The sequence below is a fragment of the Kitasatospora sp. CB02891 genome, assembly GCF_002803145.1.
Taxonomy (GTDB): Bacteria; Actinomycetota; Actinomycetes; order Streptomycetales; family Streptomycetaceae; genus Kitasatospora; species Kitasatospora griseola.
This window is the reverse complement of sequence record NZ_NNBO01000002.1, coordinates 460908-486056: the sequence shown is the minus strand read 5'-3', so window position 1 is coordinate 486056 and position 25149 is coordinate 460908. Positions and strand designations below refer to the sequence as shown.

The 25149-nt window shown below is 73.9% G+C and carries 24 protein-coding genes; 9 read left to right on the top strand and 15 right to left on the bottom strand.

Annotated elements, in window-relative coordinates:
* The first annotated feature begins 75 nt into the window (after window positions 1–75).
* Both CG736_RS07605 and CG736_RS07600 read left to right on the top strand, forming a co-directional pair.
* Complete coding sequence (locus CG736_RS07605) at window positions 76–939, top strand: universal stress protein (RefSeq protein ID WP_157815464.1); 864 nt, start codon at window positions 76–78, stop codon at window positions 937–939.
* Between the two features lie 123 nt (window positions 940–1062).
* A complete protein-coding gene (locus CG736_RS07600) occupies window positions 1063–1638 on the top strand; it encodes a DUF4240 domain-containing protein (RefSeq protein ID WP_100585622.1) in 576 nt (191 codons plus the stop codon).
* A gap of 28 nt (window positions 1639–1666) precedes the next feature.
* On the opposite strand, the gene CG736_RS07595 is transcribed toward CG736_RS07600, so the two are convergent.
* Window positions 1667–3340 (bottom strand): PP2C family protein-serine/threonine phosphatase, encoded by a 1674-nt coding sequence (locus CG736_RS07595; RefSeq protein WP_100585387.1) that lies wholly within the window; start codon window positions 3338–3340, stop codon window positions 1667–1669.
* A 202-nt stretch (window positions 3341–3542) separates the two neighbouring features.
* Here CG736_RS07595 and CG736_RS07590 point away from each other — a divergent pair, with 202 nt between their 5' ends.
* The 5 genes from CG736_RS07590 to CG736_RS37550 all read left to right on the top strand — a co-directional run bounded on the left by CG736_RS07590 (window position 3543) and on the right by CG736_RS37550 (window position 7754).
* Window positions 3543–4664, top strand: coding sequence for a TerD family protein (locus tag CG736_RS07590; RefSeq protein ID WP_100585386.1), 1122 nt, complete (start codon window positions 3543–3545; stop codon window positions 4662–4664).
* A gap of 264 nt (window positions 4665–4928) precedes the next feature.
* Window positions 4929–5483, top strand: a complete 555-nt coding sequence (locus CG736_RS07585) for an EF-hand domain-containing protein (RefSeq protein WP_100585385.1) — start codon at window positions 4929–4931, stop codon at window positions 5481–5483.
* 185 nt (window positions 5484–5668) lie between these two features.
* Entirely contained in the window at window positions 5669–6790 is a 1122-nt protein-coding gene (locus tag CG736_RS07580; protein WP_232733859.1) for a LacI family DNA-binding transcriptional regulator, read from the top strand.
* 287 nt (window positions 6791–7077) lie between these two features.
* Window positions 7078–7458: a hypothetical protein gene (locus CG736_RS07575; RefSeq protein ID WP_100585384.1), complete on the top strand. Its 381-nt coding sequence runs from the start codon at window positions 7078–7080 to the stop codon at window positions 7456–7458.
* 116 nt (window positions 7459–7574) lie between these two features.
* Complete coding sequence (locus CG736_RS37550; protein WP_232733858.1) at window positions 7575–7754, top strand: cellulose binding domain-containing protein; 180 nt, start codon at window positions 7575–7577, stop codon at window positions 7752–7754.
* On the opposite strand, the gene CG736_RS07570 is transcribed toward CG736_RS37550, so the two are convergent.
* Window positions 7738–8559: a sigma-70 family RNA polymerase sigma factor gene (locus CG736_RS07570; RefSeq protein WP_100585383.1), complete on the bottom strand. Its 822-nt coding sequence runs from the start codon at window positions 8557–8559 to the stop codon at window positions 7738–7740. The genes CG736_RS37550 and CG736_RS07570 overlap by 17 nt on opposite strands.
* 187 nt (window positions 8560–8746) lie before the next feature.
* On the opposite strand from CG736_RS07570, the gene CG736_RS37545 reads away from it, so the two are divergent.
* Window positions 8747–9103, top strand: a complete 357-nt coding sequence (locus CG736_RS37545; protein ID WP_232733857.1) for a DoxX family protein — start codon at window positions 8747–8749, stop codon at window positions 9101–9103.
* A gap of 18 nt (window positions 9104–9121) precedes the next feature.
* Here CG736_RS37545 and CG736_RS07560 read toward each other — a convergent pair whose 3' ends face one another.
* From CG736_RS07560 to CG736_RS07550, 3 genes are all read right to left on the bottom strand, one after another.
* Window positions 9122–10147, bottom strand: coding sequence for an LLM class flavin-dependent oxidoreductase (locus CG736_RS07560; protein ID WP_100585382.1), 1026 nt, complete (start codon window positions 10145–10147; stop codon window positions 9122–9124).
* A 252-nt stretch (window positions 10148–10399) separates the two neighbouring features.
* On the bottom strand, window positions 10400–11833 hold the full coding sequence (locus CG736_RS07555) for an NAD(P)/FAD-dependent oxidoreductase (RefSeq protein ID WP_100585381.1): 1434 nt from the start codon (window positions 11831–11833) through the stop codon (window positions 10400–10402).
* A 315-nt stretch (window positions 11834–12148) separates the two neighbouring features.
* The gene (locus CG736_RS07550) at window positions 12149–12529 is read right to left on the bottom strand and encodes a hypothetical protein (RefSeq protein ID WP_100585380.1); all 381 of its coding nucleotides are present in this window, start codon (window positions 12527–12529) and stop codon (window positions 12149–12151) included.
* Between the two features lie 41 nt (window positions 12530–12570).
* Between CG736_RS07550 and CG736_RS07545 the strand changes: the two genes are divergently transcribed.
* Window positions 12571–12750, top strand: a complete 180-nt coding sequence (locus tag CG736_RS07545) for a hypothetical protein (RefSeq protein WP_100585379.1) — start codon at window positions 12571–12573, stop codon at window positions 12748–12750.
* On the opposite strand, the gene CG736_RS07540 is transcribed toward CG736_RS07545, so the two are convergent.
* From CG736_RS07540 to CG736_RS07495, 10 genes are all read right to left on the bottom strand, one after another.
* Window positions 12741–13172, bottom strand: a complete 432-nt coding sequence (locus CG736_RS07540) for an SsgA family sporulation/cell division regulator (protein ID WP_100585378.1) — start codon at window positions 13170–13172, stop codon at window positions 12741–12743. The genes CG736_RS07545 and CG736_RS07540 overlap by 10 nt on opposite strands.
* A 259-nt stretch (window positions 13173–13431) precedes the next feature.
* Window positions 13432–13983 carry a YceI family protein gene (locus CG736_RS07535; RefSeq protein ID WP_100585377.1) on the bottom strand — a complete coding sequence of 184 codons (552 nt, stop codon included), beginning with the start codon at window positions 13981–13983 and terminating at the stop codon, window positions 13432–13434.
* A gap of 207 nt (window positions 13984–14190) precedes the next feature.
* The gene (locus CG736_RS07530) at window positions 14191–15090 is read right to left on the bottom strand and encodes a phosphate ABC transporter ATP-binding protein (RefSeq protein ID WP_100585376.1); all 900 of its coding nucleotides are present in this window, start codon (window positions 15088–15090) and stop codon (window positions 14191–14193) included.
* A gap of 52 nt (window positions 15091–15142) precedes the next feature.
* The gene (locus CG736_RS07525; protein WP_100585375.1) at window positions 15143–16042 is read right to left on the bottom strand and encodes a sortase domain-bontaining protein; all 900 of its coding nucleotides are present in this window, start codon (window positions 16040–16042) and stop codon (window positions 15143–15145) included.
* Between the two features lie 88 nt (window positions 16043–16130).
* Window positions 16131–17801, bottom strand: a complete 1671-nt coding sequence (locus CG736_RS07520; protein ID WP_100585374.1) for a substrate-binding domain-containing protein — start codon at window positions 17799–17801, stop codon at window positions 16131–16133.
* Between the two features lie 41 nt (window positions 17802–17842).
* Entirely contained in the window at window positions 17843–19063 is a 1221-nt protein-coding gene (gene pstA / locus CG736_RS07515; protein WP_100585373.1) for a phosphate ABC transporter permease PstA, read from the bottom strand.
* 13 nt (window positions 19064–19076) lie between these two features.
* Window positions 19077–20087: a phosphate ABC transporter permease subunit PstC gene (pstC, locus tag CG736_RS07510; RefSeq protein WP_100585372.1), complete on the bottom strand. Its 1011-nt coding sequence runs from the start codon at window positions 20085–20087 to the stop codon at window positions 19077–19079.
* 101 nt (window positions 20088–20188) lie between these two features.
* Entirely contained in the window at window positions 20189–22717 is a 2529-nt protein-coding gene (locus CG736_RS07505) for a hypothetical protein (RefSeq protein ID WP_157815462.1), read from the bottom strand.
* A gap of 257 nt (window positions 22718–22974) precedes the next feature.
* Complete coding sequence (locus CG736_RS07500; protein WP_100585370.1) at window positions 22975–23559, bottom strand: hypothetical protein; 585 nt, start codon at window positions 23557–23559, stop codon at window positions 22975–22977.
* 259 nt (window positions 23560–23818) lie between these two features.
* A complete protein-coding gene (locus tag CG736_RS07495; RefSeq protein WP_100585369.1) occupies window positions 23819–24841 on the bottom strand; it encodes a substrate-binding domain-containing protein in 1023 nt (340 codons plus the stop codon).
* Between the last annotated feature and the right edge of the window lie 308 nt (window positions 24842–25149).

The window sequence follows — 25149 nt, the reverse complement described above, 5'->3', positions numbered from 1 at the left end:
CGGGGGAAGAGTGGTCAGCGATCCCGAGGCGGGCCAAGAGGCCCGCGGGGAACCCGAACAGGGAAAGGCACTGCCATGACTCGTCCCGTTCTCGCCGCCGTCGACGCGTCCGTCCGCAGCCGGGCCGCCGCTCACTGGGCGGCCCAGGAGGCCGGCCGACGGGGCGCTCCCCTGCGGCTGCTGCACGCCTGGCCGTACCTCGGCCGCAGGGCCAACGACCTGGTCAAGATGGACGACCTGGAGATGGGCGCGCAGACCATGCTGGGCGACATCGTCCAGGAGCTGGCCGCGGCGTACCCGGGGGTGGCGGTCTCCTCGGCGCTGGTGCCGGACTCGGCGATCGACGGTCTGACGGAGGCCGCCGAGGAGGGGCAGCTGCTGGTGATCGGCACCCGGGGCCTGGGCGGGTTCCGCGGACTGCTGGTCGGCTCGGTGAGCCTGGGCGTGGCCGGCCGGTCGAAGACGCCGGTGGTGCTGGTCCGCGAGGGCGGCCCGGCCCTGGAGTCGCCCGAGCCGGAGGTGACGGTCGGCTTCGACGCACTCGAACCGGCGGACGCCGTCCTGGAGTTCGCGTTCGAGGAGGCGCAGCTGCGCGGCGCCCGGGTGCGGGTGGTGCACGGCTGGGAGCTGCCGCCGACCTACGGTTACGCGGGCTGGGTCCCGGTGGAGACCGAGCGCCAGGAGCTCGGTGCGCTGGCCGTCGGCATGGTCGCCGACGCGGTCGCGCCGTGGCGGGAGAAGTACCCGCGGACGCTGGTGCTGGAGGACGTCCGGACCGGTGGCGGCGCGGCCGCCCTGGTGGAGGCGTCCGCGCAGTCGGACCTGGTGGTGGTGGGCCGTCGCCGCCGTGCCATCAACATCGGCCCGAAGCTCGGCTCGGTCGCGCACGCGGTGATCCACCACGCGCAGTCCCCGGTGGCGGTCGTCCCGCACGACTGACACCCCTCGACTCCCGGCCCCTCCCCCGGGCCGGGTCGCCAGGCCGCCCCGTCCTCACCCACCGCCTCCGGGTGACGACGGGGCGGCCGCGCGTTGTCGTACCCGGCGGGCAGGCTGGCCGGCATGGACAACGACGAGTTCTGGCAGCTGATCGACTCCGCCCGGGCGGCGGCCACGCCCGCCGTGCCGTTCGAGCGGGCCCTGGTGGATGTCCTGGCCACTCGCCCGGAGCCGGAGATCCTGCGCTTCGAGGCCTGCTTCGACCGCCTGCACCACGCCCTGTACCGGTGGGACGTCTGGGCGGCGGCGTACCTGATCGGCGGCGGCTGCTCCGACGACTCGTTCATGGACTTCCGGGCCGGCGTGATCGCCGAGGGCCGCGCCTGGTACGAGAAGGTCCTCGCGGGGCCGGACGTGATCGCCGAGCACCCGGCTGCGGTCGGCGAGAACCGCTTCGAGGCGGAGGACGTGTTCTTCAACGAGACCGTCAACTACGCCGCGTCGTACGCCTTCGAGCGCCGCACCGGCGACCGGGCCGGCTTCCACCTGGCCTACGAGCGCCACCGCGCCGAGCTGGGCGTCGCCCGGGTCGGGCCGGTCGAGCGGGACGCGGGCATGGGCGAGCCGTTCGACTTCGACGACGACGCCGAGATGCACCGCCGCCTGCCCCGTCTGGCCGCGCTCTACCTCGTCGACTGACCATCTGTGCAACACAGTTGACGCCTCGTCAGCGGTCGAATCGGAACGCCAGCAGCGTCGCATCGTCCTCCGACAGCGGGCCGGACATGTCGCGGACCACGGCGTCCACCAGGTCCTGCAGGGTGGGCTCCGCGGCGTGCGCCTCGACGGCCGCGCACAGGGCGTCGAGGCGCACGTCGATGTCCTGGTCGCGGCGTTCGATCAGGCCGTCGGTGTAGAGCAGCACGGTGTCACCGGGCCGGACGAGCGTCTCCGCGGCGCGGTAGGCGGCCTTCGGCAGGACGCCGAACGGCGGGCCGATCTCGGCGGGCACCAGGGTGGCCCGGCCGTCGCGCAGGAGCACCGGCGGCGGGTGGCCGGCGCAGATCCAGCGCAGCAGGTGCCGGTCGGGGTAGTAGCGGGAGACGATCGCCGTGGCGGTGGACTCGTCGCTGTCGTCGCAGGCGATCCGGTTGAGCCAGCCGCCGAGCGACTCCACCAGGGCGCCGGTGAACGCCAGCCCGGCCAGCGCGTGCCGCAGCATGGACATCAGCGCGACCGCGTCCAGCCCGTGGCCCCGCGCGTCGCCGACCGCCAACAGGGCTCGCCCGTCCGGGAGTTGGCGCACCTTGAACCAGTCGCCGCCGACCCGGCCCTCGGCCGGACGGTAGGCGACGGCGGTGGTGACGCCGAGGCCGATCAGCGTCGCGGAGCGCGGTTGCAGGGCGTCCTGGAGGCGTTGGACGACGGAGTGCTCGGCGTCCGCGCGGCGGGCCTGACGCTCCGTCTCCTCCTGCTGCTCGCGCAGTCGGCGCTGGCTCTCGTACAGCTCGGTGACGTCCTGCAGGACGGCGCGCAGGCCCTCGATCGGGCCGCCCTCGTCGCGGACCACCTCGGCCACCAGCCGGACCCGGCGGGGCCGGCCGACGCCGTACAGCTCGGTGAGCACGTCGATGTCGGCGCCGGTGGTGAGCAACCGGTCCAGGGCGCGGTACAGCGCGGGGCGGGCGGTCTCGGTGACCCGGCCGAGCATCTCGTGGAGGGTGAGGGTCTCGGTGTCGGGGGTGCGGCCGAGCAGCACGGCCAGGCCCGGCGAGATGTCGAGCCGGCCGTCGCGCAGCGTCCACTCGGCCCAACCGACCCGGGCGATCCGCTGCGCGGCCCGGGCCACCTCCTCGGTCCGGTCGTCGGTCCACAGCAGCAGCAGCCGGCGGCCCAGCCGGTGCACCGTGAGTCGCTCACGGCGGCTGCGGGCGCTGCCGTCCGGGCCGGCGCCGTCCCACCGCACGGGCACGCCGCGCGCGGCGTGCCCGGTGCGCAGCACCTCCTCGACGGCGGTCGCGACCGGCTCCGTCCACAGCCCCGGGTACGCCTCCCGCAGCGACACGCCGTGCCCCTCGGCAGCCACCCCGGACAGCTGCTCCGGGTGGTGCGGGTGCCGGACGACGGCCTCGTTGGCGATCACCACCGCCAGGTCCAGCACCGCGCCGTCGGAGCCCCGGACGGGTTCGGCGAGCACGGCCGCCTGCGGGACGGCGTCCAGCAGCCGGTGCAGGTCCTGCTCCGGCGGGCGGGCCAGGTCCGGGTCCAGCGCGGCGTCCGGGACGATCGGCGGCGGTCCGGGCGCGAGCTCCGGCCAACGGGCGGGGTGCTCCTCGCGCAGCCGGCGGACGGTACGGCGCAGCGCCTCGCCCCAGTCGGCCTGCTCGGCTCGCCCGTACAACCCTCGCCCCTCTCCGCTCGGCGTTCCCTGCCACTGTTCCGGCCCGCCCCGCCGCCCGACGACCGCACCGGCCCGGACGGGTGAGCGCCGCCACCCGCCCGGACCGACACTACGTCACCACCCGTCCACGGACCGGGGAACCCCCAGCTCAGGCGGGGCGTTGTCGGCACGGAACGATCTTCGGTTCAAGTGGAGGACCAGCATGTCAACGGCCTTGGCCAAGGGCGCCAACGTTCCTGTGCTCCGGGACGGCAAGGGCTCGGCGAGCGTCCTGATCGGCCTCGGGTGGCAGGCCGCCGGCGAGTACGACCTGGACGCGAACGCCCTGCTGTGCGACGCCGACGGGAAAGCGGTTTCCGACCAGCATTTCGTCTTCTTCAACAACCTCACCAGCCCCGACGGCGCCGTCACCCACCTCGGCGACCCGGGCGACGGCACCGACCGCGAACGGCTGCGCGTCGACCTCGGCGCGGTCGAGGACCGGGTGGAGCGGATCGTCCTCACGGTGGCGATCTACCAGGCCGACCAGCGCCACCAGGCGTTCGGCTCGGTGCACGGCGCGTACGTCCGGGTGGCGGACGCGGCGGGCGGCGGCGAGCTCGCCCGCTACGAGCTGGGCCCGGAGCTGACCACCGAGACCGCCGTCGTCTTCGGCGAGCTCTACCGGCACGGCGGCGGCTGGAAGTTCCGCGCCATCGGCCAGGGCTACTCGTCCGGCCTGGCCGGCATCGCCGCCGACTTCGGCGTCGCGGTCCTCGCCCCGACGCCGGCCGCGCCCGCGACACCCGCCACGCCCGCGGCTTCCGCGGCTCCTGCTGTGCCGCCGATGCCTGCCGCTGCCCCGGCCCCCGCGGCCGTCCCCGCACCGCTTCCCGCGCCATTGCCCACGCCCACGGTGGCGGTGCCTGCCGCCGTCCTGCCCGAGCCCTCCGGAGGTTCCCCGGTGACCTGCTTCTTCGACCCCGCCCACGGCCCCGGCACCGCGGCCGTCCTGTGGTCCCCGCAGTGGGGCGTCCCGCGCCAGATCCAGTCCTGCGGCGCCTGCGCCCAGCGCGTCCAGACCACCCCGCCGCCGTACTACACCGCCCCCGCGGCCGCCGGCTACCCGCAGCAGGGCTACCCCGCCGCCCAGCCCGGCTACCCCCAGCAGGGCGGTTACCCGCAGCAGGGCGGCTACCAGCCCGAGCAGCCCCAGGGCCGCCGCTTCGGCACCGGCGCGCTGATCGGCGCCGGCGCGGCCGGCCTGGTCGGCGGCGCCCTGCTGAACGAGGCCTTCTCCGACGACGCGCCGGACGTGGTCGTCAACAACTACTACGAGGACTGATCCTTCCCCGGCTGCGCCCCGGCCGGCGATCCCGGGCCGGGGCGCAGCAGCCGGAAAACGCTTTCCCGCTCCGGCGTGCCGGTGCGCGCACGCCGCGGGCGAAACCGATCGCCGGCACTTGCACTGGCACTGGCACTCGGCTCCGTCGACAGGGTGAAGTTCCCTCCGGGCGATTGCTTGATGCTTCGTCACCGCTCTACCGTGCTCCGGGAGTTCCGGCGGGCAGGCGCGCCCCGCCGCCCGGGCGAGAGAGCGGAGGCAGGAATGCCGGCTGATGTGAAGAACCAGAAGTTCACCATGCTCTTCGACTGGTTCGACCAGGGCGGCGACGGCGTGCTCACGCACGACGATTTCCGGGCGATGGGGGCACTCTTCGGCAGGCTGGCCGCGCCGGACGACCGGGAGAACGTCTCGGCGATGCGGAGCGCGTTCGAGGAGTGGTGGCGCGTGCTGCTCGCCCGCGGCGACGCCAACGGGGACGGGCAGATCGACCGCAAGGAGTTCCTCGACCTGATGGTGGCCGACATCACCGCTCCGGAGCACTTCGAGAAGGCGGTGCTGGCGATCGCGGACGCGCTGATGCGCGCACTGGACACCGACCATGACGGCGTCCTGAGCAAGGACGAGTACGTGCGCATGTACGACGCCCTGGGGATCCCGCCCGTGCACTCGGAGGATGCGTTCCGGCGGCTCGACCGCGACGGAAACGGGGCGATCAGCCATGACGAGTTCCGGACGGCCATCACCGAGTTCTACCTGAGCAGCGACGAGAACGCGCCCGGGAACTGGCTGATCGGCCCCATCCAGCAGGGCAGCTGACCCGCGCCGGGACGCGCACCGGCCCCCGCCTGCCGAGGGGGACCGGGCACGAACTCGGCGCTGCGCGAACTCGGCGCTGCGCGAACTCTTGACGGTGCATCGACCAACACCTACGGTGCGGACACCGGTGGCCCCGGGCGGGTGGCCACGGCATCCCCCGTTCCGCGCCAGGAAGGGCGGCCGCGTTGCCCGTTCACCCGCTCCCCCACCCGAGCGGCGCCAGCCCCCAGCCGGGCGGCGCCGACCCGATCCCGATCCTCGACCGACCCGAACGATCCGACCGGCTCGACCGGCTCGACCGGCCCGCCCCTGAGCGGCCGTCGTCCGGGCCCGGCCCGACGCTCGCTCAGGTCGCCGCGCACGCGGGCGTGTCCAGCGCCACCGCGTCCCGGGTGCTGAACCGGTCCGCGCCGGTCTCGGCGCAGATCGCCGCGCGCGTCGAGTCCGCCGTCCGCGAGCTGCGCTACGTGCGCCGCCGGGCGTCCGCCGCGACCTCCCGCGACACCGGCGCGATCGCCGTCGTCGCCTTCGCGGACGTCCTGCGCTTCCACGCCGACCAGTTCCCCGTCCGGCTCCTCGCCGGGGCGCAACGCGTCGTCCCCGACCGGGAGTTGGTGGTCCTCACGGCGGGGCCCGGGCCGGCCAGGCCGTCGCTGGTGCGGTACCTGTGCGGCGGCCACGTGGACGGGGTGCTGCTGGTCGGGCGGTGGGGCGATCCCGCGCTGCCCGGGCTGGTGCAGGCGGCGGGCGTGCCCGTGGTCGCGCTGGGGCGGCCCCCGCAGTCGCAGCGCCTGGCGCACGTGGACGCCGACAACCTGAGCGGCGCCCGCGCCGCCGTCCGTCTGCTGCACCGGGCCGGCCGCCGACGGATCGCCACCATCGCGGGCCCGCCCGACACCGCCGCCGGCGCCGACCGCCTGGCAGGGTATCGCCGCGCCCTGCTCGACCACGGCGACCCGGCCCGCTGCGCGGTGGCCTACGGCGACTTCGGGTCCCGCTCCGGCGAGCACGCCATGGTCCGGCTGCTCGACCAGTTCCCGGACGTGGACGCCGTGTTCGCCGCCTCCGACGCGATGGCCGTCGGCGCCCTGCGCGCCCTGCGCCGACTGGGCCGCCGCGTCCCGGACGACGTCGCCGTGGTCGGCTTCGACGACTCCCCCGCCGCCGCCTCCGCCCGCCCCGGCCTGACCACCGTCCGCCAACCCGTCGAGGACCTCGGCGCCCGCGCCGTCGAACTCCTCCGCGACCCCTCCCCGACCCGCTCGGTCGTCCTCCCCACCCACCTGGTGGTGCGCCAGTCCTGCTGAGCGGCACGGCGTCGGCTCCAGGCGCAGTTCCGGCCCCGTGACCGGCTCCGGCGCGAACCCGCGCGCAACGGGTCGTCGGGGCCGTCCGGGGCGGACCTGGTGGACCTCGCGCGGCAACCGCGTCGGCGCGGACCCGATCGTGCCGCACGGCTCGGACGTCGTCGCTGCCCCGGTGGTGCCCACGGAGCCTCCTCGGCGAGGACAGCCTCGGGCCGACTCTGCGATCATCGTCGAAATCCGGGCGCCGACACCGGCGAACCACTGAGCAACGAGGACGCGAGGGCGACATGGCAGACACCTGGCGGCAACTCCAACCCCTGCGCGTGGCACCGGCCTGGGCGATCGACATGAACAGCCTCTACGCCGTGGACCCGTCTCCCGACACCATGGAGTGGTTCTACGGATCCGTGCTGATCAGCGGCCACCTGGCGCACAACGGGCTCTGCTTCGACGCCCGTTGGGAACCGGAGGGGGATCCCGACGGCTGCTACCAGGTCGACTTCCTGCAACTCGCCGGGTTCCCACGCAAGGGAACCGCCACCGGCGTGCACGCCTGGCTCGGCACCTGGACCACCCGGAGCCGGACCGAACTCGTCGCAGTCCTGGAGGAGTTCATGTTCACCAGGAATCCGCCGTCCGGCATCGTGCCCCCGCCTCCCGCCCAGTGACACGCCCCGTCGACCGCGGCTCCGCCATCAGCACCACCCGATCCGCGACGGGATCGAACCCGAGCACCGGATTCCCGTGGTCGCCCTCGGCGGTCATCGCCACCACCTTGGACTGGGTGACATTGCCGTTCCCGAGCTACAACTCCGTGATCCTGCCCGGCGGTTCGACCTCCTTCGGCTTCGACGGCAACTGGACCACGGCGAACAACGCGCCGTCCGACATCACCCTCGGCAACGCCGTCTGCGCGGTGAAGAGCGGTCGGCGGCAGGCGAGTTGGGCTACCGCGCGGGGGTGATCTCGATCCGGGTGACCAGGCCGTCCGGGTCGAGGCGCAGCCGGATCAGCGCGTAGGGGCGGCCGGCGGGGGCGATCACCGCGCCCGGGCGGCCGTCCAGCAGGAGCGGGGTGGCGAGCGCGATGCGGGCGGCGAAGGCGCGGGTCTCGGTGGCGATGGCGTCCGCGCCGTGCACCTCGGTGGGGGCGCCGGGCGGCAGCAGGCGGGGGTCGGCGGTGCGGACGGCGTCGGGGGCCAGCAGGGCGACCAGGCGGCCCAGGTCGCCGCCCCGGGCGGCGGCCAGGAAGGCCTCCACGACCAGCAGTTGGGAGGCGGCGGGAGTACCGGGTTCGGGCCGGCCGGCCCGCAGCGCGGTCCGGGCCCGGCTGGCCAGTTTCTTCGCCGCGCCGGGTCGGACGTCGAGGACCTGGGCCACCTGGTCGAACGGGACGGCGAACAGGTCGTGCAGGACGTAGGCCACCCGCTGGCGGGGCGGGAGCGCGTCGAGCAGCACCAGCAGGGCCCGGGAGACCTCCTCGCGGCGCAGGAACGCCTCTTCGGCGGCGAGCTCCTCGGAGCGGAAGTCCAGGTCGAGCAGCGGGAGTTCGGGCCGCCGGGCGCGGGCCCGCAGCTGGTCGACGCAGAGCCGGGCGGTGACGGTGGTCAACCAGCCGTCGGGGTTGTCCAGGGTGGTGGTGTCGAGGGCGTGGACCCTGGTCCAGGCGGTCTGCACGGCGTCCTCGGCGTCCTGCTGGGAGCCGAGGATGCGGTGGGCCAGCGAGAGCAGTCGGGGCCGGGCCGCCTCGAAGTGTTCGATCAGTTCCACGACAGGGGTCACCTTTCGGGTGCGGGGGTCGTCAGGAGGGGCGAGAGAGAACGACCGGCCAGGGCCCGGACGGGTTTCCGCCCGGCCCCACCTGCACCTTCGAAGTGAATCGTGGAGTCGTGATGAGTGTACTGTGCGCCGATCCCCCGTCCTGGCAGGCGGATTCGTCGGACCTGGGGTGGCGGCGGTGAGCGGGGTGACGCAGGCGGTGCTGTCGGCCGTCACGGTGTGCTGCGTGCTGGCGAACGCCTTCGAGGTCGGGGCGAAGGCGTTGCGGGCCCGGTTCGTGGTGCAGAACGCCACGGAGGTGGGCCTGGCACCGCGCTGGATTCCCGCGCTGGCCGTCCTGGAGGGCGCGGGCGCGGTCGGTGTGCTGGCCGGCCTGTGCGGGCTGCGGCAGTTGGGGCTGGCGGCGGCCGTCGGCCTGGTGCTGTTCTTCGTCTGCGCGGTGCTGGCGCACCTGCGGGCCCGGGTGCTGCACAATCTGGCGTTCCCGCTGGTGTTCCTGCTGCTGGCGGCCGCCGCTGTCGCCCGTTTCCGGTGAACCCACCTGCTCCTGCCGTCAGTCGACGGCGGGCTTCCAGCCGAGCAGCGGGCCGAGGCGGGTGGCCAGGTCGGTGAGGATCTGCGTGTAGTCCTCGGGTTCGAAGGTGAACGGCAGCGCGACCGCCACCTCGTCCACCTCGCGGAACGCCTCGTGGGCGTACAGCAGTTCGGCGAGCTGCTCGGCGTTGCCGACCAGGTCGGGGGCGAACAGCAGTCGGGCCGGGCCGTGCGGAACGAGCGTCCGGGCGTGCCGGGAGGCCGCGTACGCCCGGTACTTGGCGCGCTGGGCGGGGGTGGCGCTGTCGGTGGGGATCACCACCAGGCCCTGTGAGACCCGGGCCCGTTCGCCGTCGGGGTGGGCGGCCCGGAAGGCCTGGATCTGGCCGAGTTGGATGCTCGCGAACTTCTCGCCGTCCTGCTCGGCCTTGACCACGTTGCTGGTGAGCAGGCGCAGGCCCTGCTGCCCGGCCCAGCGGGCGGAGCGCAGGCTGCCGCCGCCGTACCAGACCCGCCCGGCCAGTCCGGGGACGTGCGGCTGGACGCGCTCGGAGTACGACTCGATGCCCTCGACGCCGCGGAAAGCGCTTGCCGTGTCGCCGCGCAGCAGGCCGAGCAGGCGCTCGACCCGGCCGTAGCCGAAGTCCTCTCGGTCGGCGGTGTCGGGGTACAGCGCGTCCTTGACGTCCTCGTAGTGCGCGGGGACGCCCACGCTGACACCGGGGTTGAGCCGACCGCCGGACAGCACGTCGACGGTCGCCAGGTCCTCGGCGTAGCGCAGCGGGTTCTCCCAGCCGAGCGGGGTGACGGCGGTGCCGAGGGCGATCCGCCGGGTGCGCTGGGTGGCGGCGGCGAGCACGGTGAGCGGCGAGGAGATGCCGTACTGGAGGTGCCGGTGGCGCAACCAGGCGCTGTCGAAGCCGAGTTGCTCGCCGAGTTCGATCAGGCGCAGCGTCGCTTCGTGGCCTTCGGCGGGGCGGCGCTCGTCGAACAGTCCGATGGTCAGAAAGCCCAGCGAACGCAGTGGCCGGTCGGGGGTGGGCACCGGGTTCCTCCTTGCACGGCGGCGACCCCGTGCGGCCGCCCGTCCCGCTTCCGTCACGCTCACACACCGGGGGCGGCGCGATCAACGGGGCGGCGGGTGATTGTGACGCGGTGCAATCCCGCCGCAATGGTGCGAAATCCGGCCGTCCCACCCGACGGGGTCGCCGGGGCGCAGTCGACGCCCCGGCGGAGGCCGCCGCCGAGCAGGCTCCGGCCCGCCCGGTCGTGCCGCGCCCGGGCTTCCGGCGTCCCGTCAACCCCGGTAGGTCTCCAGCAGCCGCAGCCACACCTCGCTGATCGTCGGGAAGGCGGGGACGGCGTGCCAGAGCCGGGAGAGCGGGACTTCGCCGGCGATGGCGATGGTGGCGGAGTGCAGCAGCTCGGCGACGCCGGGGCCGACGAAGGTGACGCCCACCAGGGTCTCCCGGTCGAGGTCGACGACGGCGCGGGCGCGGCCCCGGTAGCCGTCGGCGTACAGCGAGGCGCCGGCCACGTTGCCGAGTTCGTAGTCCACGGCGCGGACCCGCAGGCCCGCGTCCTCGGCCTGACGTCGGGTCAGGCCGACGGCGGCGACCTCGGGGTCGGTGAAGACGACCTGCGGGACGGCGGTGCGGTCGGCGGTGGCGACGCTGCGGCCCCAGGGCGCGAGGTCGAGCGGGCGGCCGGCGGCGCGGTCGGCGATCACCTGACCGAAGATCCGGCCCTGGTACTTGCCCTGATGGGTGAGCAGCGCACGGTGGTTGACGTCGCCGGCCGCGTACAGCCAGCCGCCGGGGACGCCGGTGGCCACGCCGCTGTCGTCGGTGGCGATCCAGTCGCCGGGCGTGAGGCCGACGCTGTCCAGCCCGAGGTCGGCGGTGTTCGGGACGCGTCCGGTGGCGAACAGCGCCTCGTCGGCGGGCAGCCGGGCGCCGTCGGACAGGTCGAGCGTGAGCGTGCCGTCCTCGGCGCGGTGCACGGCGGTGACGGAGACGCCGAGTCGGACGTCGACCCCGGCCTCGCGCAGCCCGTCCGCGACCAGCTGCCCGGCGAAGTCCTCCGTCCGGTCGAGCAGCCGCCCGCCGCGCACCAGCAGCGTGACTTCACTGCCCAACGCCCGCCAGGCGGTGGCCATTTCGACCGCGACGACACCGCCGCCGACCACCGCGAGCCGCCCGGGCACACTGCTCGCCGAGGTGGCCTCCCGGCTCGTCCACACCTTGGCCTCGGCCAACCCGGGGAGCTTCGGAAGCGCGGCCCGCGTCCCGGTGCAGACGGCGACGGCGTGCCGCGCGGTGAGCGTGCGCGAGCCGCCGTCCGAGGTCTCGACGGTGACGCGCCGTTCGCCGTCGAGCCGCCCGTGCCCGCGCACCAGCTCGACGCCCACGGACTCCAGCCAGGCCACCTGCCCGTCGTCCTGCCAGTTCGAGGCGAACCCGTCCCGCCGCTTCAGCACCGCCCCCGCGTCGAGCTCCCCGCCGACGGCCTCCCGCACCCCGGCCAACCGCCGCGCATCGGCCAACGCCGCCGCCGGCCGCAGCAGCGCCTTACTGGGCATGCACGCCCAGTACGAGCACTCGCCGCCCACCAGTTCCTGCTCGACGACCGCGACCGTCAGCCCGCCGGCCCGCGCCCGATCCGCCAGATTCTCCCCGGTCGGCCCTGCCCCGAGCACCACCAGGTCATAGCTGTCGCCGTCCGCACCCATCAGCAACCGCCCTCCCGCATCCGTCGTCCGTGTCACTTGGCCCGGGCCGCACACTGCCGTCCCGTCACGCCCATTCGTACACCACGGACCGCAGCCTGCACACACGCCTCACGGGAGGCCGGCCCGACGCACCGCCGGGCCCGCTACCGCCGCGTCGCCAGGACCAAGTTGTCCACCCCGGTCAAGGCACTGGCCATGGTCGGGGTCGTCCTCGCCAGCGGTGTCGGCTTCCTCGTGGTGGCCGTGCTGATAACCGTCGCAGTCGGCAAGTGACGACCGCCGAGGCCCTGCGACGGTCATCCGCCGCTCCCCGCCTCAGAGTTGCGGTGCGGCCGTGGGCGATCCGGAGTCGGTGGCGGCCGGGTCGGGGAGAGGGATGGTCACCGTCCAGCGCTTTCCGTCGAGGTCGATGCGGACATCCAGGTCGGGGTCGTCGGCCAGCTCCCGGAGCAGGGCTTCGTGCAGTTCCTCGCTCTGCTTGCGGGTGGCGCTCCAGGCCCGGCTGTAGTGCACCAGGCGCTTGGCCTCCGACCGGGGGACGAGCTCCAGGTGGACCACCGCGAAGATGCAGTCCCCCTGGCGGAAGCCGAGCTCCTTGAACCATTCCAGGAGCGCCTCGACGTCGGTTCCCGCGGCCAGCCGGCGGCGGGCCTCGGCCAACAGGTCCTGGTAGTCGGGGCGTTGCACGGCGATCATGGTCAGCGGCCTCCTGGGCGGGACTTCGGCAGGTCGACATCATGGGCGAGCGGCTGGACACCGGCGCGGTGGGCGCCGAAGCGCTGCGGGCGGCGATCGGCCGGGTCGCCTCGGACCCGGTGGTGCGCGGCAGCCTGGCGGGAATGCGTCGAGCCGTGCTGCGCGGGGGTGGAGCCGCGCGTGGCGCCGACCCGGTCGGGCAGCGCCTGCGTCACGGGTGATCGGTCGTCAGGGGCGGGTGCGGGCCCGGGAAGAGGGTGGACGGGTCGGTGGGGGCGGGCTGGTGGGCGGGCTCGGCGCCCGGGGGGACGAGGGTGTGGGTGGCGGAGAGGAATTCCGCGAGGAGGGCGGTGGGGGCGAGGACGGTGGCCCGGGCGCCGTCGGCGCCGCGGAAGGCCAGGCGGAGGCGGCCGTTGGGCCAGGGGCGGATCCGGACGGCGCCGTTGCCGGCGGGGCCGGTCAGGCCGGCGGCGAGGAGGTCGCGGGCGATCAGCCAGGTCACGCCGCCGTCGGGGGCGCCGTCGGGGAAGGTGAGCCGGACGGCGTACGGGTCGCCCGGGTGGTAGCCGAGGACCATGGCGCGCCGTCCCCCGGTCGGGCCGAACACGTGGACGGGCAGGTGGCGTTCGACGCACGTGCGCATCAGGCGGGTCTCCTGGTTCCGATGTCCGCAACCGCCTTCCCCGGGTGGGGTGTTGCATGCGTCCGAAGCCCGGACGGGCGGGCCCACATGGTACGGCCAGGGCGGGACGACCGAACGTCCGGGCGGCGCCTCGCGCCGGGAGGCCCCGTGACGGAGCGGCGCCGGGCGCGGGCGGAGGCCCTCGAACCGCGTGCGCGCGCGGCCCGCCCGGACACCCGGTCGGACCGCGGAATCGCGCCGCTGAAGACCTGACGACCAGTCAGGCCTGCTTGATGGCGGAGACGTCGAACTCCAGCACCACCTTGTCGCCGACCAGCACGCCGCCGCCCTCCAGCGCGGCGTTCCAGGTGACGCCGTAGTCCTTGCGGCTGATGGTCACCGAGCCCTCCAGGCCGACCCGCAGGTTGCCGTACGGGTCGACCGCGTTGCCGGTGTACTCGAAGTCGATGGCGACGGGGCGGGTGGTGTCCTTGATGGTGAGGTCACCGGTGACCCGGTAGTCGCTGTCGGAGCGCTTCTCGACGGCGGTGGCGCGGAAGGTGATGTCGGGGAAGTTCGGGGCGTCCAGGAAGTCGTTGGTGCGCAGGTGCTGGTCGCGCTGCTCGACGCCGGTGTCGATGCTCTCGGCCTTGATGACCACCTGTCCGGTGGAGCGCGACGGGTCGGCGCCGTCCAGGTGCGCGGTGCCCTCGAACTGGTGGAAGGCGCCGCGGACCTTGGTGACCATGGCGTGGCGGGCGACGAAGCCGATCCGGGTGTGCGTGGGGTCGAGGACGTAGTCCCCGGTGAGCTCGGTCAGGCTGGCGGACATGGTCGGCGCTCTCCTCGTGACGTGACGGCATGACGACGTGACGGCGAAACGGCATGACGGCGTGGCGAGGTGGCTCCGGCGGGTGCACCGGAGGCCGCTCGCCCCGCTCGCACCCGTCCACGCTAGGCGCTTCCCGCGGTCCGACCCGAATGTGACACACCGTCACCCGGGTCGGACCCGCAGCCGCACTCCCCGGAGCCGCGACGCTCAGCCGAAACGGCCGTTGACGTAGTCCGCGGTGCGCGGGTCCGCCGGGTCGGTGAACAGTCGCTCGGTGGGGCCCGCCTCGACGATCCGGCCGGGGGTGTCGTGGGAGGCGAGGAAGAACGCGCAGGACTGCGAAACCCGCTGCGCCTGCTGCATGTTGTGGGTGACGATGACGATGGTCAGGCGGTGGCGCAGTTCGGCGATGGTCTCCTCGATGCGGCGGGTGGAGGTCGGATCGAGCGCCGAGCAGGGCTCGTCCATCAGCAGGATGTCCGGGGAGACCGCCAGCGAGCGGGCGATGCACAGGCGCTGCTGCTGGCCGCCGGAGAGTGCGCCGCCGGGGGTGCCGAGGCGGTTGCTGACTTCGGTCCACAGGCCGGCCTGACGCAGGCTGGACTCCACCAGGTGGTCGCGTTCGTCGCGGCTCGCCTTGATGCCGGCCAGCTTCAGCCCGCTGATCACATTGTCGTACAGCGACATCGCGGGGAACGGGTTGGGCCGCTGGAACACCATGCCGATCCGCCGCCGGACCTCGGCGGGGCGGCGGCCGGTCGCGTACACGTCCTCGCCGTCGAGCAGCACCTCGCCGGCCAGCGCCGCGCCGCGCACCATCTCGTGCATCCGGTTGAGGATCCGCAGGTAGGTGGACTTGCCGCAGCCGGACGGGCCGATCAGCGCGGTGATCTCGCCGGCCCGCATCTGCAGCGAGACGCGCTCCAGCACCTTGCGCTGCCCGAACCAGGCGGTCAGGTCGCGGGTCTCCAGGCCGGACAGCGGCCCCGACGGCCCGTCGGCGGGCACCGCCGGCAGCGGAACGGTCGGCGGATCGACCGGCGGCGAGCCGACCGGGCCCTTGTCGAACGCGGCGGCGGGGTACGGGGGTTGTGCGGTGTCGGTCATCGTCGGGCGGGTCCTCTCCGGCGAGCGGGAAGTGCGGAAGGAGCAGAGCGGGTCAGTAGACGTTGGGCAGCAGGGCGGCGGCGTTCTCGTACACCGCCCAGAGCAGCGCGGCGACCACCGGCGCGAAGCACAGGTAGCTCGCGCCGCGACGCCAGTGGCGTGCCGCGACGCCCGCGCCGACGACGGCCGACAGCAGAGCCAGCGACCAGAGTTGCAGTGCGGACAGGGCGCCCTTGTCGGCGGCCAGTGCCTTGTCGGTGGGCGCGGCGGCGGGGCGGCGGGCGCCGAGCGGCTGCGGGTCGCCGTCGAGCCGGGCGCCGATCAGCACGGTGCTGGTGGGGATCCAGTCGGAGTCCCCGGTGACCAGCACCAGCCGGTTGGGCGCGGTGTCGGTGATCGGGTGGTCGCCGTCGCCGGAGGTGTTGACGGTGTAGTGGAAGCTGCCCTGGCCGGTGGTGATGTCGATGCCGTCGCCGTCCCGCAGCCCGGCGAGGCCGGCGAACGGTGCGCCGAACGCGGTGGAGCGGCCGAACAGCACGGCCACGCCCGGCTGTCCGGGCAGCACGGTGTCGCGGCGGTGGCCGGGGCCGCGCATCAGGTCGCGGCCGCCGGTGCCCTCGACCACCACCGCCTGGTGGAGGCCGAGCGCGGGAATGTCCAGCACGGCGAGCGGCGCGCCGTCGGTGGTCGGGCCGGTCGGCGCGGTGGCCTTGCCGAGCTGGTCGCGCAGGGTGGCGTACGCGGTGGACTGGTGGCGCGCCTCCTGCAGCCCGGAGAGGGCGAACAGGTAGCCGACGAAGCCGAGCAGCAGCACCGCGGCGAGCGTCACCGACCAGGCGACGGCGGCCAGTCGGCGCCGGGCGGGACCGCCCGCCGGTGCGGGGGCAACTCCGGGGGCGGTGGCGGCCCCGGCCGGGGCCGAGGTGGGCCGCTCCAGGGCGGTCGCGGTCATCCGGTCTCCTCGGGTGCGCTGCCGGCTGTGCCTGCCGGCGGTCGAACTCGTGCTGTCCACGGGCAGGTCGAGAGGTGCCGACGGTCGTTCATCGGGGCCCCGCCGGGGCGTTGCGGCGGCGCCACCAGGCGGCGAGCAGCGGCGGGACGGTGACCACGCCGAGCAGTTCGAGCGCGGTGAGGGTGGACAGCAGCCAGTCCTGCGGGCGGCCGCCGAGCGCGACCACCGTGCCGGGCGCGTTGCCGCCCGCTCCGCCGCCGGTGCCGGAGTCGGCGACGAGTTCACCGGTCTGCGGGTCGACGGCCTGCGGTCCGGCGTCGCCGGTCGTCCCGGCCCCGCCCGTCCCGCCGCCGTTGCCGGTGCCGCCGCTGTCCGAACCGCCCTTGTTGCCGGCGGAGTTGCCGCCGTTGCCGGCCTTCACGGCCTGGCCGTTCTGAACGGTGCAGTCCAGCGGGCTGCCCTTCTTGTCGCACGGGCTGGGCTGCGGCGCGTTCTTCAGCACGGTCAGCACACCGGACGGGTCGAACGTCGGGTTGGGGCAGTTGTTGAGGCTGTTCGGGTCGACGGGGCTGGCGTTGCCGGGGATGTGCTGGGTCTGGAGCAGTCCGCCGCGCACCAGGTTGCGCGGGATCGGCGAGTAGCCGAGGTCGTCGGCCTCGGCCTGGCCGGCGCACAGCACGTAGGCGAGGTAGCGGCTGAGCGCGCTGCCCTTGTCGTTGGTGAACTTCGGCGTCACCGGGAGGCCGGAGCCGGCCCGCGGCACGATCAGGTAGCTGTAGGACGAGATCGGGTAGGAGCGCGGGTCGTTGTTGGTGTAGACGCCGTCGAGGTTCTGCTGCAGGTAGTCCGGGTCGTTGGCGGAGGTGTTGTCGTCCACGCCGCGGATCTTCGCGGCGGTCAGCGCGACCGCGACGTTCGAGGCGCTCGGCAGGGTGTAGTAGCCGGCCGGGTTGAGCACCTTGACGACGGGCCAGCCGCTGCGCTTGGCGAACGCGTACTCGTCGTAGCCGATCGCGCCGATGCCGGTCGGCGACTGGATGTAGCCCGCCACCACGTCGGAGCCGTTCTGCGCGGTCATCCGGCCCGCGGCGGGGTAGAACTCGGTGTAGTCGCCGCAGCTGACGCCGTTGACCTGGGTGCAGTAGGCGTCCCACTCGGCCTTGTGGGTGTGCTCCATCCAACGGGTGAACTGGGCGCTGGCGCCGGAGCCGTCGGAACGGACCACCGGCGTGATCGGGATCTTCGGCAGCGCCCGCCCGTAGTCGGCGGTGATCTTCGGGTCGTCCCAGGAGGTGATCTTGTTGGTGAAGATGCCGACGATGGTGTCCGGGGACAGCCGCAGGTCGGTGACCCTCTTGCCGCCGACCTCCAGGTGGTACATCAGCGCGGTGCCGCCGGCGGTGATCGGCACGTACGAGTAGCCGTACACCGGGTTCTCCGCCTGGCCCTGGCCGGTGTTGGCCCGGCCGCCGCCGACGCCGCTGTCGGCCTTCGAGCGGAACGGCACGTCGGAGGCGGTGAAGTCGTCCTGGCCGATCGACCACTGGACGCGGCCGGCGGCCGAGCCGATCGGACTGAAGTCGATCTCGATGCCCATCGGTTGGACGTCGTGCCGCCACTGGTCGATGGCCGGCCCGGCCCAGCTGGAGCCGTCGGCCTTGAGCGAGGTGGAGGCTTGCGCGGGTGTCGCGCCGAGCAGCACGGCGGGCAGGGCGAGCGCGACGGCGAGCAGTGCCGACGTCAGGTGACGGAGTCGCACGGGACCGGTCTTCCTTCTCGTACCGAGGAATTGAAGGTTCATCAGTTCGCCGCCCGGGCCTTGGAGTTGGCGACGAGGGCGGCAGTCGGCGCAGCGGCCGCGGTGCGGGCCCGGCGCAGCGGGCGGCGGGTGCGCCGGTCGCCGGGGGCGCGGTGGCGGCCGAGGACGCGGGCGGTGACGAACAGGATCAGCACCACCGCCATCAGGGTGAGTCCGCCGGCGAACGCCCGGGCCACCATGTCGGGGTAGGGCTGCTTGACGTAGTTCCAGATGAACAGCGGCAGGCTGGCCTGGTTGCCGTGGAAGGCGTCCAGGTTGAGCCGGGCGGTGAATCCGGCGGTGAGCAGCACCGGGGAGGTCTCGCCGACGCCGCGGGCCATGCCGAGCACCACGGCGGTGGTCAGGCCGGGCCGGGCGGTGGGCAGCACGACGTGCCACACGGTGCGCCACTGGCTGGCGCCGAGCGCGTAGGACGCCTCTTTGAGGGTGCCGGGGACCAGCCGGACCACGACCTCGGCGGCGCGGGTGACGATCGGCATCATCATCACGGTGAGCGCGAGGGAGGCCGCGAAGCCGCTCTTCTCGACGCCGAGGGTGAGGATGACCACGCCGAGGACGAACAGTCCGGCGACGATCGACGGCAGCGCGGTCATCGCCTCGACCAGGACCCGGACGGGCTTGACCAGGCGGGCGCCGCGCCGGGTGTTTCCGGCCTCGACCAGGAAGACGGCGGTGAGGATGCCCAGCGGCACCGAGAACAGGGTGGCCATGCCGAGTTGTTCGAGCGAGCCGACCACGGCGTGCAGGCAGCCGCCGGAGGTGATCGGGGAGAGCGCGGCGGTGCTGCGCATGGATTCGGTGAAGAAGTTCAGGTGCCGGGCGGCGTCCAGGCCGCGGATCAGCACGTAGCCGATCTGGTCGGCGATGACGCCGAGCACCAGCAGGCCGGAGCTCCAGGCGAGCGCGGTCGCCAGTCGCTCGCGGACCGTCAGGGCGTCCCACTGGAGGCGGCCGGCGATCGTGTAGAGGACGAGGAACAGCAGGTACCAGCAGAGCAGGAAGCCGAACGCGCCGCTGAACGGCAGGATGCGTTCGTACAGCAGCCAGTCGAGGGCGAGCGAGCCCGCGCCGGCGCCGGCCAGGGTGAGGACCTCCTCGCGGGTGACGCCGCCGAGGCGGATCCGCTGCTGTTCGGGAGCGGGCGGGGCGTCGGCGGTCGACGGGGCGTCGGGGACGCTGCGGGTGGTGACGGGTGCGGACATCGGTGGCCTCCGGTCAGTCCGAGGTGGTGGCGCCGGACCGGGACCGGCTGATGATGAACCCGGCGGCCACGTTGACCAGCAGGGTGAGGGCGAAGAGCACCAGCCCGGCGGCCATCAGCGCGGACAGCGAGAGGCTGTCGGACTCGCTGAAGCGCAGCGCGATCAGTGAGGAGATCGAGTTGCCGCCGTTCTCCAGCACGTGCCAGGAGACCCGGAACACCGGCGAGATGATCAGCGCGACGGCGATGGTCTCGCCCATCGCCCGGCCGAAGCCGAGCATCACGGCGCCGACCACGCCGCCGCGCCCGAACGGCAGCACCACGGTGCGGACCATGCCCCAGCGGGTGGAGCCGAGCGCGTACGCGCCCTCGCGTTCGCCGGCGGGGGCCTGCGAGAACACCTCGCGGCTGAGCGAGGCGATGATCGGGATGATCATCAGGGAGACCACGGTGCCGGCGATGAACGTGGACGAGGTGTAGGAGGTGGCGATGTCGCCGGTGCGCACCTCCAGGAACGGCAGTGCGCCGCCGAGGTGGACGGCCAGCCAGCGGCAGAGGCCGACGATCCGCGGCTGCAGGAAGAACAGGCCCCACAGGCCGTAGACGATGCTGGGGATGGCCGCCATCAGGTCGACCAGCGAGATCAGCGTCGGCCGCAGCCGGACCGGCGCGTACTCGGAGATGAACAGGGCGGCGGTGAGCGCGACCGGCACCGCGATGCACAGCGCGATGACGGCGATCAGGATGCCGTCGGGCAGCACCGCGGCGATGCCGAAGGAGTGCGCGGCGGTGCGCCAGCGCTGCTCGGTGAGGAACGACCAGCCGACGGCGTCCAGCGCCTCGGTGCCGCGCAGCAGCAGGAAGAACGCGATCAGGCCCATCAGGGCGAACACGGACAGGCCGGCGGCACGCAGCAGCCCGCGGAAGGCCCGGTCGGCGGGCGAGGCGGGGGCGCTGATCGGGCGGGGACGGTCGGCTTCGGGCGGTGGAACGCGGTACTCCGTCGGCTGGACGGCGGCGGTCATGGTGTCAACTCTCCGCGCGGTGAGGGTTCGTGGGGTGGGACGGCGGGGGTGGCCCCCGGTGGGCCGGGCGGGCGCGCGGGGCGCCCGCCCGGCGGGGCGGGTCAGCCGTTGCGGCCGAACAGGCGGGCGCGGATCCGGCCGGTCCCGCGACGCAGTGCGGCGCCGGCGGGGGTGCCGCCCAGCAGCAGCGCGGCGGGTCCGCCGACCAGCAGCACGGCGCCGGTGGCGAGCACCACGGGCAGCATCAGCCGGGCCAGGCCGGCCCGGTCGGCGGCGGCCTGGCCGGCGGCCGCGGCGCCGAGCCGGGGCGACGCCCCGGCACTGGCCTTGGCGCCGGCGCTGGGGCCGGTGGCGCCCGGGAGGCCGGCCCCGGCGGGCGTGTCGGCGCTGGTGTAGGAGCCGTTGTCGGTACCGGAGTTGGCGCCTGCGCCGGTTCCGGTGCCGCTGCCCTGGCCCTCGCCGCCGGCTGCGGGGCCGTTCCCGTTGCCGGGTGCGGTCTGGTTGCCGGGCAGTGCGCCGTCCTGGGCGGCGACGTGGCCGGCCGCGGCCTTCGCCGCGGCGACCTGACTGTTCGTCAGGCCTGCGAACCCTACGGCGAGTTGGCCGGGCTGACGGCCGTAGATCTGGCCCTGCGCGGGGTCGGTGGCGGTGCGCACGAAGCGGGCGATCGCGGCCGCCTTGTCCGCGGAGACGCCCTGGGTGGGCAGCATGGCGTACTGGACCATGGTCAGCGGGTACGCCCTGCTGTCCTTGGCGTACGCCGATTCGGCGTCACCGTAAGGAAGTTGCTGGGTGCCGGTGACGGCGTCGAGCGGCATGTCGGCGGCCGCGGCCTGCATGGAGCCGATCGTCGGGGTGGTGAAGGCGCCCGCGGGGTTGGGGAGTTCGGCCTCGGGCAGGCTCATCGCCTGGGCCTGGCCGGCGTCCATGACGGCGAACAGGGCCCGCTGGCCGTTGTCCTGGCTGCGGCACTTGGCGTGCTGGCCCTGGATCTCGTCGGGGCTCAGGCAGGACGGCCGGACCTCCAGGGCCATCCGCAGCACCTGGCCGAGGCCGCCGAGCACCGGGTTCCACTCGTACTGCTTCCAGTTCTTCGGGCCGCTGAAGTCCTGCGGCTGGAACGCGTCGGCCGGGAAGCCGGGGTAGCTGGAGCGCAGGTACTTGGTGTCCAGGTGCATGCCCCACGGGTCGGCGGCGCCCTGCAGGAACTGGGCGGCGTCGGGGTCGGCGGCGATCCAGGTGGTCAGCCGGGTGACCAGGTCGGTGGTGCCGCCGACCACGATCGGGGCGGTGGCGGCGAAGCTGCCGCCGGCCAGGCAGCCGGGCCAGTTCGGGCCGTTGTCGCCGGTGGGGTTGAGCTTCAGGAACTCGGGGTCGGCGAACAGGCAGATCGGGTTGCCCTTGACGCTGTCGGTGTCGTCGCCGGCGTCGAGCCGGTAGCTCTGGGTCAGCATCTTGGCCAGCAGCCGCTGGTTGAGCCGCAGGGTGCGGATCTGCCGGCGACTGACGCCGTCGTCGACCAGGTAGACCACCGAGATCGCGCTGGTCGCCAGCGGCGCGTACACGTACGGGCGGGTCGGCGGGTTGCGGTCGGGGATCGCGGTGAGCGCGATGTCGCCGCCGGAGCGGCGCAGGAAGGACCCGCGGGCCTGCGGCTCGCCGCCGCCGGAGGTGTACTGCACGGTCAGCGGGCTGCCGTCCTGGCACAGGCCGGTCCGCCACTGCTGGACGGCGCGGTCGGCCATCTCCAGGCCGATCGCGGAGAAGTCGGAGTTCCGGGCGGTGCAGGCCGCCGGGGTGGGGCCGAAGCTCAGCGGCACCACGACGTGGTTCTTCCAGGCGCAGGCCTCACCGCTCGCGTAGCGCTTTCCGCCGGTGTTCTCCACCGCCACCACGTTGTCGCTGGCGGTGTTGAACAGGCCGTCGGAGTCGGGCGAGTGGTCGTCGCAGTTGATCTCGCCGGCCGGGAACTGGTAGGCGCCGACCGAGTCGCCGCCGTAGTTCGCCTCGATGACCAGCGAGCACTTGTGCGTGGGGTCGCAGCCCAGGGTCTGGCTCTGCTGCGCGGTCCACACCTCGATGTCCGCCTCCCCGGTGCCGTCCGGGCGGGTCGCGGCGATCACCATGTTGGACGGGAACTCGGGCGTGGTGGTGCCGGGCTTCGGGAAGTCCTGCAGGAAACCCTTGGCCGGGTCCGCGCCGTACAGGCTGGAGCCGTAGCAGTCGGTGATCTGCGGCTGCTCGCCCTTGCACTGGTAGATCCGCACCGGGTAGCGGGCGACCTTGTCGAAGCCCGAGCTGCCGTGCGGGTTGAGCACCACCGGGACGGGCTGGAAGTCGGCGTCCACGGTCGGCGTGAAACCGCTCCACGTCACGTGCAGCACCTGGTTGCCGAGGCCGCTGGTCGGCGTCACGGTGACGGAGCCGGGCGGGCCGCTGGTCCAGGTGAACGGGTCCCAGCGGTTGGGGCCGGGCACGGTCGTGCCGGCGGCGGCCTGCGCCTGCTGGACGCCGGTCCCGCCGAGCGGCAGCAGCACCGCGGCGGCGCCCAGCGTCCACGTCAGGACGGCCGCCAGCCAGGCCTGCAGCGGTCGTGATCCGATTCTCGGCCCTGACGGGCGGACTCTCATGGGCACAGCACCTCCGGCGACGGGCGCGCCGGAGCAGGCACGCACGGGTGACAGGGAGCGGAGCGGCGGCGTTCGACGGCTCCGACGATATTCGGCCAGTGGCGTCTGACCGGATGCTGTCCACCAGATGTACGAGACCCCAATTAGTGCTCGAATCAAGGGATTTGACGTGTCATCAGGTCCGAAAACGCGCGCACCGCCCGACCGTGCGGGTCGGGCGGTGCGGGTGTGGCGCGTGGTGCGCCCGGTGCGAAGGGTCAGGAGGCCGGGGTGTACGTCACCGTGAACGTGCCGACGCTCTGGCCCGCGGTGAAGAAGGAGGTGCGCAGCTTGCTGTCCAGGAACTGCGCGCCGGCCGGGTCGAGGGCCAGCGAGGCGGCGGACAGGTTCTGGGTGGCGCCGGTCCGGGTGACCACGGTCTCGCCCGCCGGGGTGAACAGCGCGACGGGGGCGGTGGAGCCGTCCGGCACGCCGACGACCTGGTAGGTGTCGGAGGAGAACGCCAGCTGGCGGAAGGCCACCGCGCTGCCGGTGCGCGCGTCCACGAACAGCAGGCCGCCGCCGAACTGGATGCTCCCCCAGAACTCGGCCAGGCTGCCGGAGCCGTTGGTGACGGGGAAGCTCGCCGACAGGCCGCTGGCGGGGTCGTACCCGGCGGTGGCGGTGGGCAGCGGCACGGCCACGATGCCGGCCTGGGCGGCCTGCTGGAAGAACGCGTTGCTCTCGTGGATCACCGCGTTGCCGGCGGCCGGCGCGGCCGAGGCGCTGGTCGCGGAGGCGGCGGTGACGGCGAGCGCGAGGCCGGCGGCAGCGGCGGCGACACGGGCGAACGTGCGGGACATCGTGGCTCCTTCAAGCTGAGTGCTGGGTGCGGGGGTGCGGGGCTCTCGTCGTGCGGGGTTCTCGTCGTGCAGGTGTGGCGTGGTGCGGGCGGGCATCTGGTGCGGCGTGCTGGTGGTGCGGGCGCCTGGTGGTGCCAGGTGCGTCGTGCACGGCGGGTGTGCCGCTACGGGCCGCCGCCCGTCCCCGGTGCTGCGGGACGGGCGGCGGTGTGGTGCGGGAACGACGTGTGGTGCGGGGTGGAGCGGTGGTGCCGGGGCGTCAGTGGATGATCGCGCCGCAGCCGGTGCCCGGCAGGTTCAGGAAGCCGTAGCTGGCGATGTCGGCGCGGCCGGTGGTGCCGCAGATCCAGCCGGTGGGGCTGAAGATGGCGCGCAGCGCGGTGCCCTGGGTGGTGTTGGCGGTGTAGTCGCCGTCCCGGACCACGTTGAACAGGACGCGGCCGTAGCTGCCGCCGGCGAACGCCGGGTTCAGGGTGTTGGTCGCGGTCAGCGGCGGGACGTTGTTGATGTTGCGCAGGGTCAGGACGCCGGGGGCGTCGCTGCCGCTGGCGTGCCCGTTCAGCTGGCCCACGTAGTGGCCGACGGAGTACGGGAAGACGCTGCCCAGGTTGGCGAACACCGGGTCGGTGCCCTCGTTCTCCTCGGGGGTGCTGGTGACGCAGGCGCCCGGGGTGATGTTGCCGATCGCCTGGAGGAAGAACGAGCGGGTGCCGGAACCGGTCTGCGGCAGGTACGGCTTGATGGCGCCGGCGGTGCCGCCGAGCTGCGACCAGTCGGTCTTGACGCAGGTGTAGATGTCCACCAGGTTCGCGGTGGTCAGGTTGTTCGGCGCGTAGCCGCCGGTCGGGGCGGACCAGGTGACCGCGTCCTTGGCGAAGGCGATGAAGTCGAAGGTCGACGGGTCGGTGGCCTGGGCGGCGCGGGAGGAGCGGGCGAAGTCCAGGGTGGTGTTGGTGGTGGTGTTCAGCGCGCCGATGCCGGCGCCCGAGCCGTTCGGGCGGGGGATCGAGGCGCCGCCGGTCTTCGGGGTGATGGTGCTGGGGGTGCCGGTGGCGTCCCAGCTGTACAGGCGCGGCGTGGTGGTGTCGGTCGCCGGCAGGGTCGCGTTGTAGTCGGTGGAGAACTTGCTGAACAGCGCCTGCGTGGTGTCCGAGCCCACGCCCACGATGTCCTTGGCGGCGGGGGTCACGGCGGGGTCCGCCATGGCGGGAACGGCGGCGACAGTGGTCAGGGCGGCGGTGATCGCAACGGCCGCGAGCGCCTTGGCAGCGGTGTGACGCATGGTCCTCTTCCTCCGAGGGGGATCGTGCCTCGCTTGACCGGTCCTGGCGGGGTCCGGTACCGGGCAGCTCCGCGGCTTCCCGGCGGAGTGATCCTCGCCGCCGTCGACCGCCGTCCGGAAGCCTCTCCCGGCCCGCCCGCACCGCCTTCCGGCGGCGTCACCGCACCCGAACTCCGCTGGTCAGAGGGGTGATTGACGGTCCTTCACACCTTCTCCCCGACCTGGTCACGTTCTTCTCCAGGTGTGCTCACGGGGGCACCTCGGCCATCTCCGCTTCACCCCTGCACCACCGACACCTCCGCTTCGCC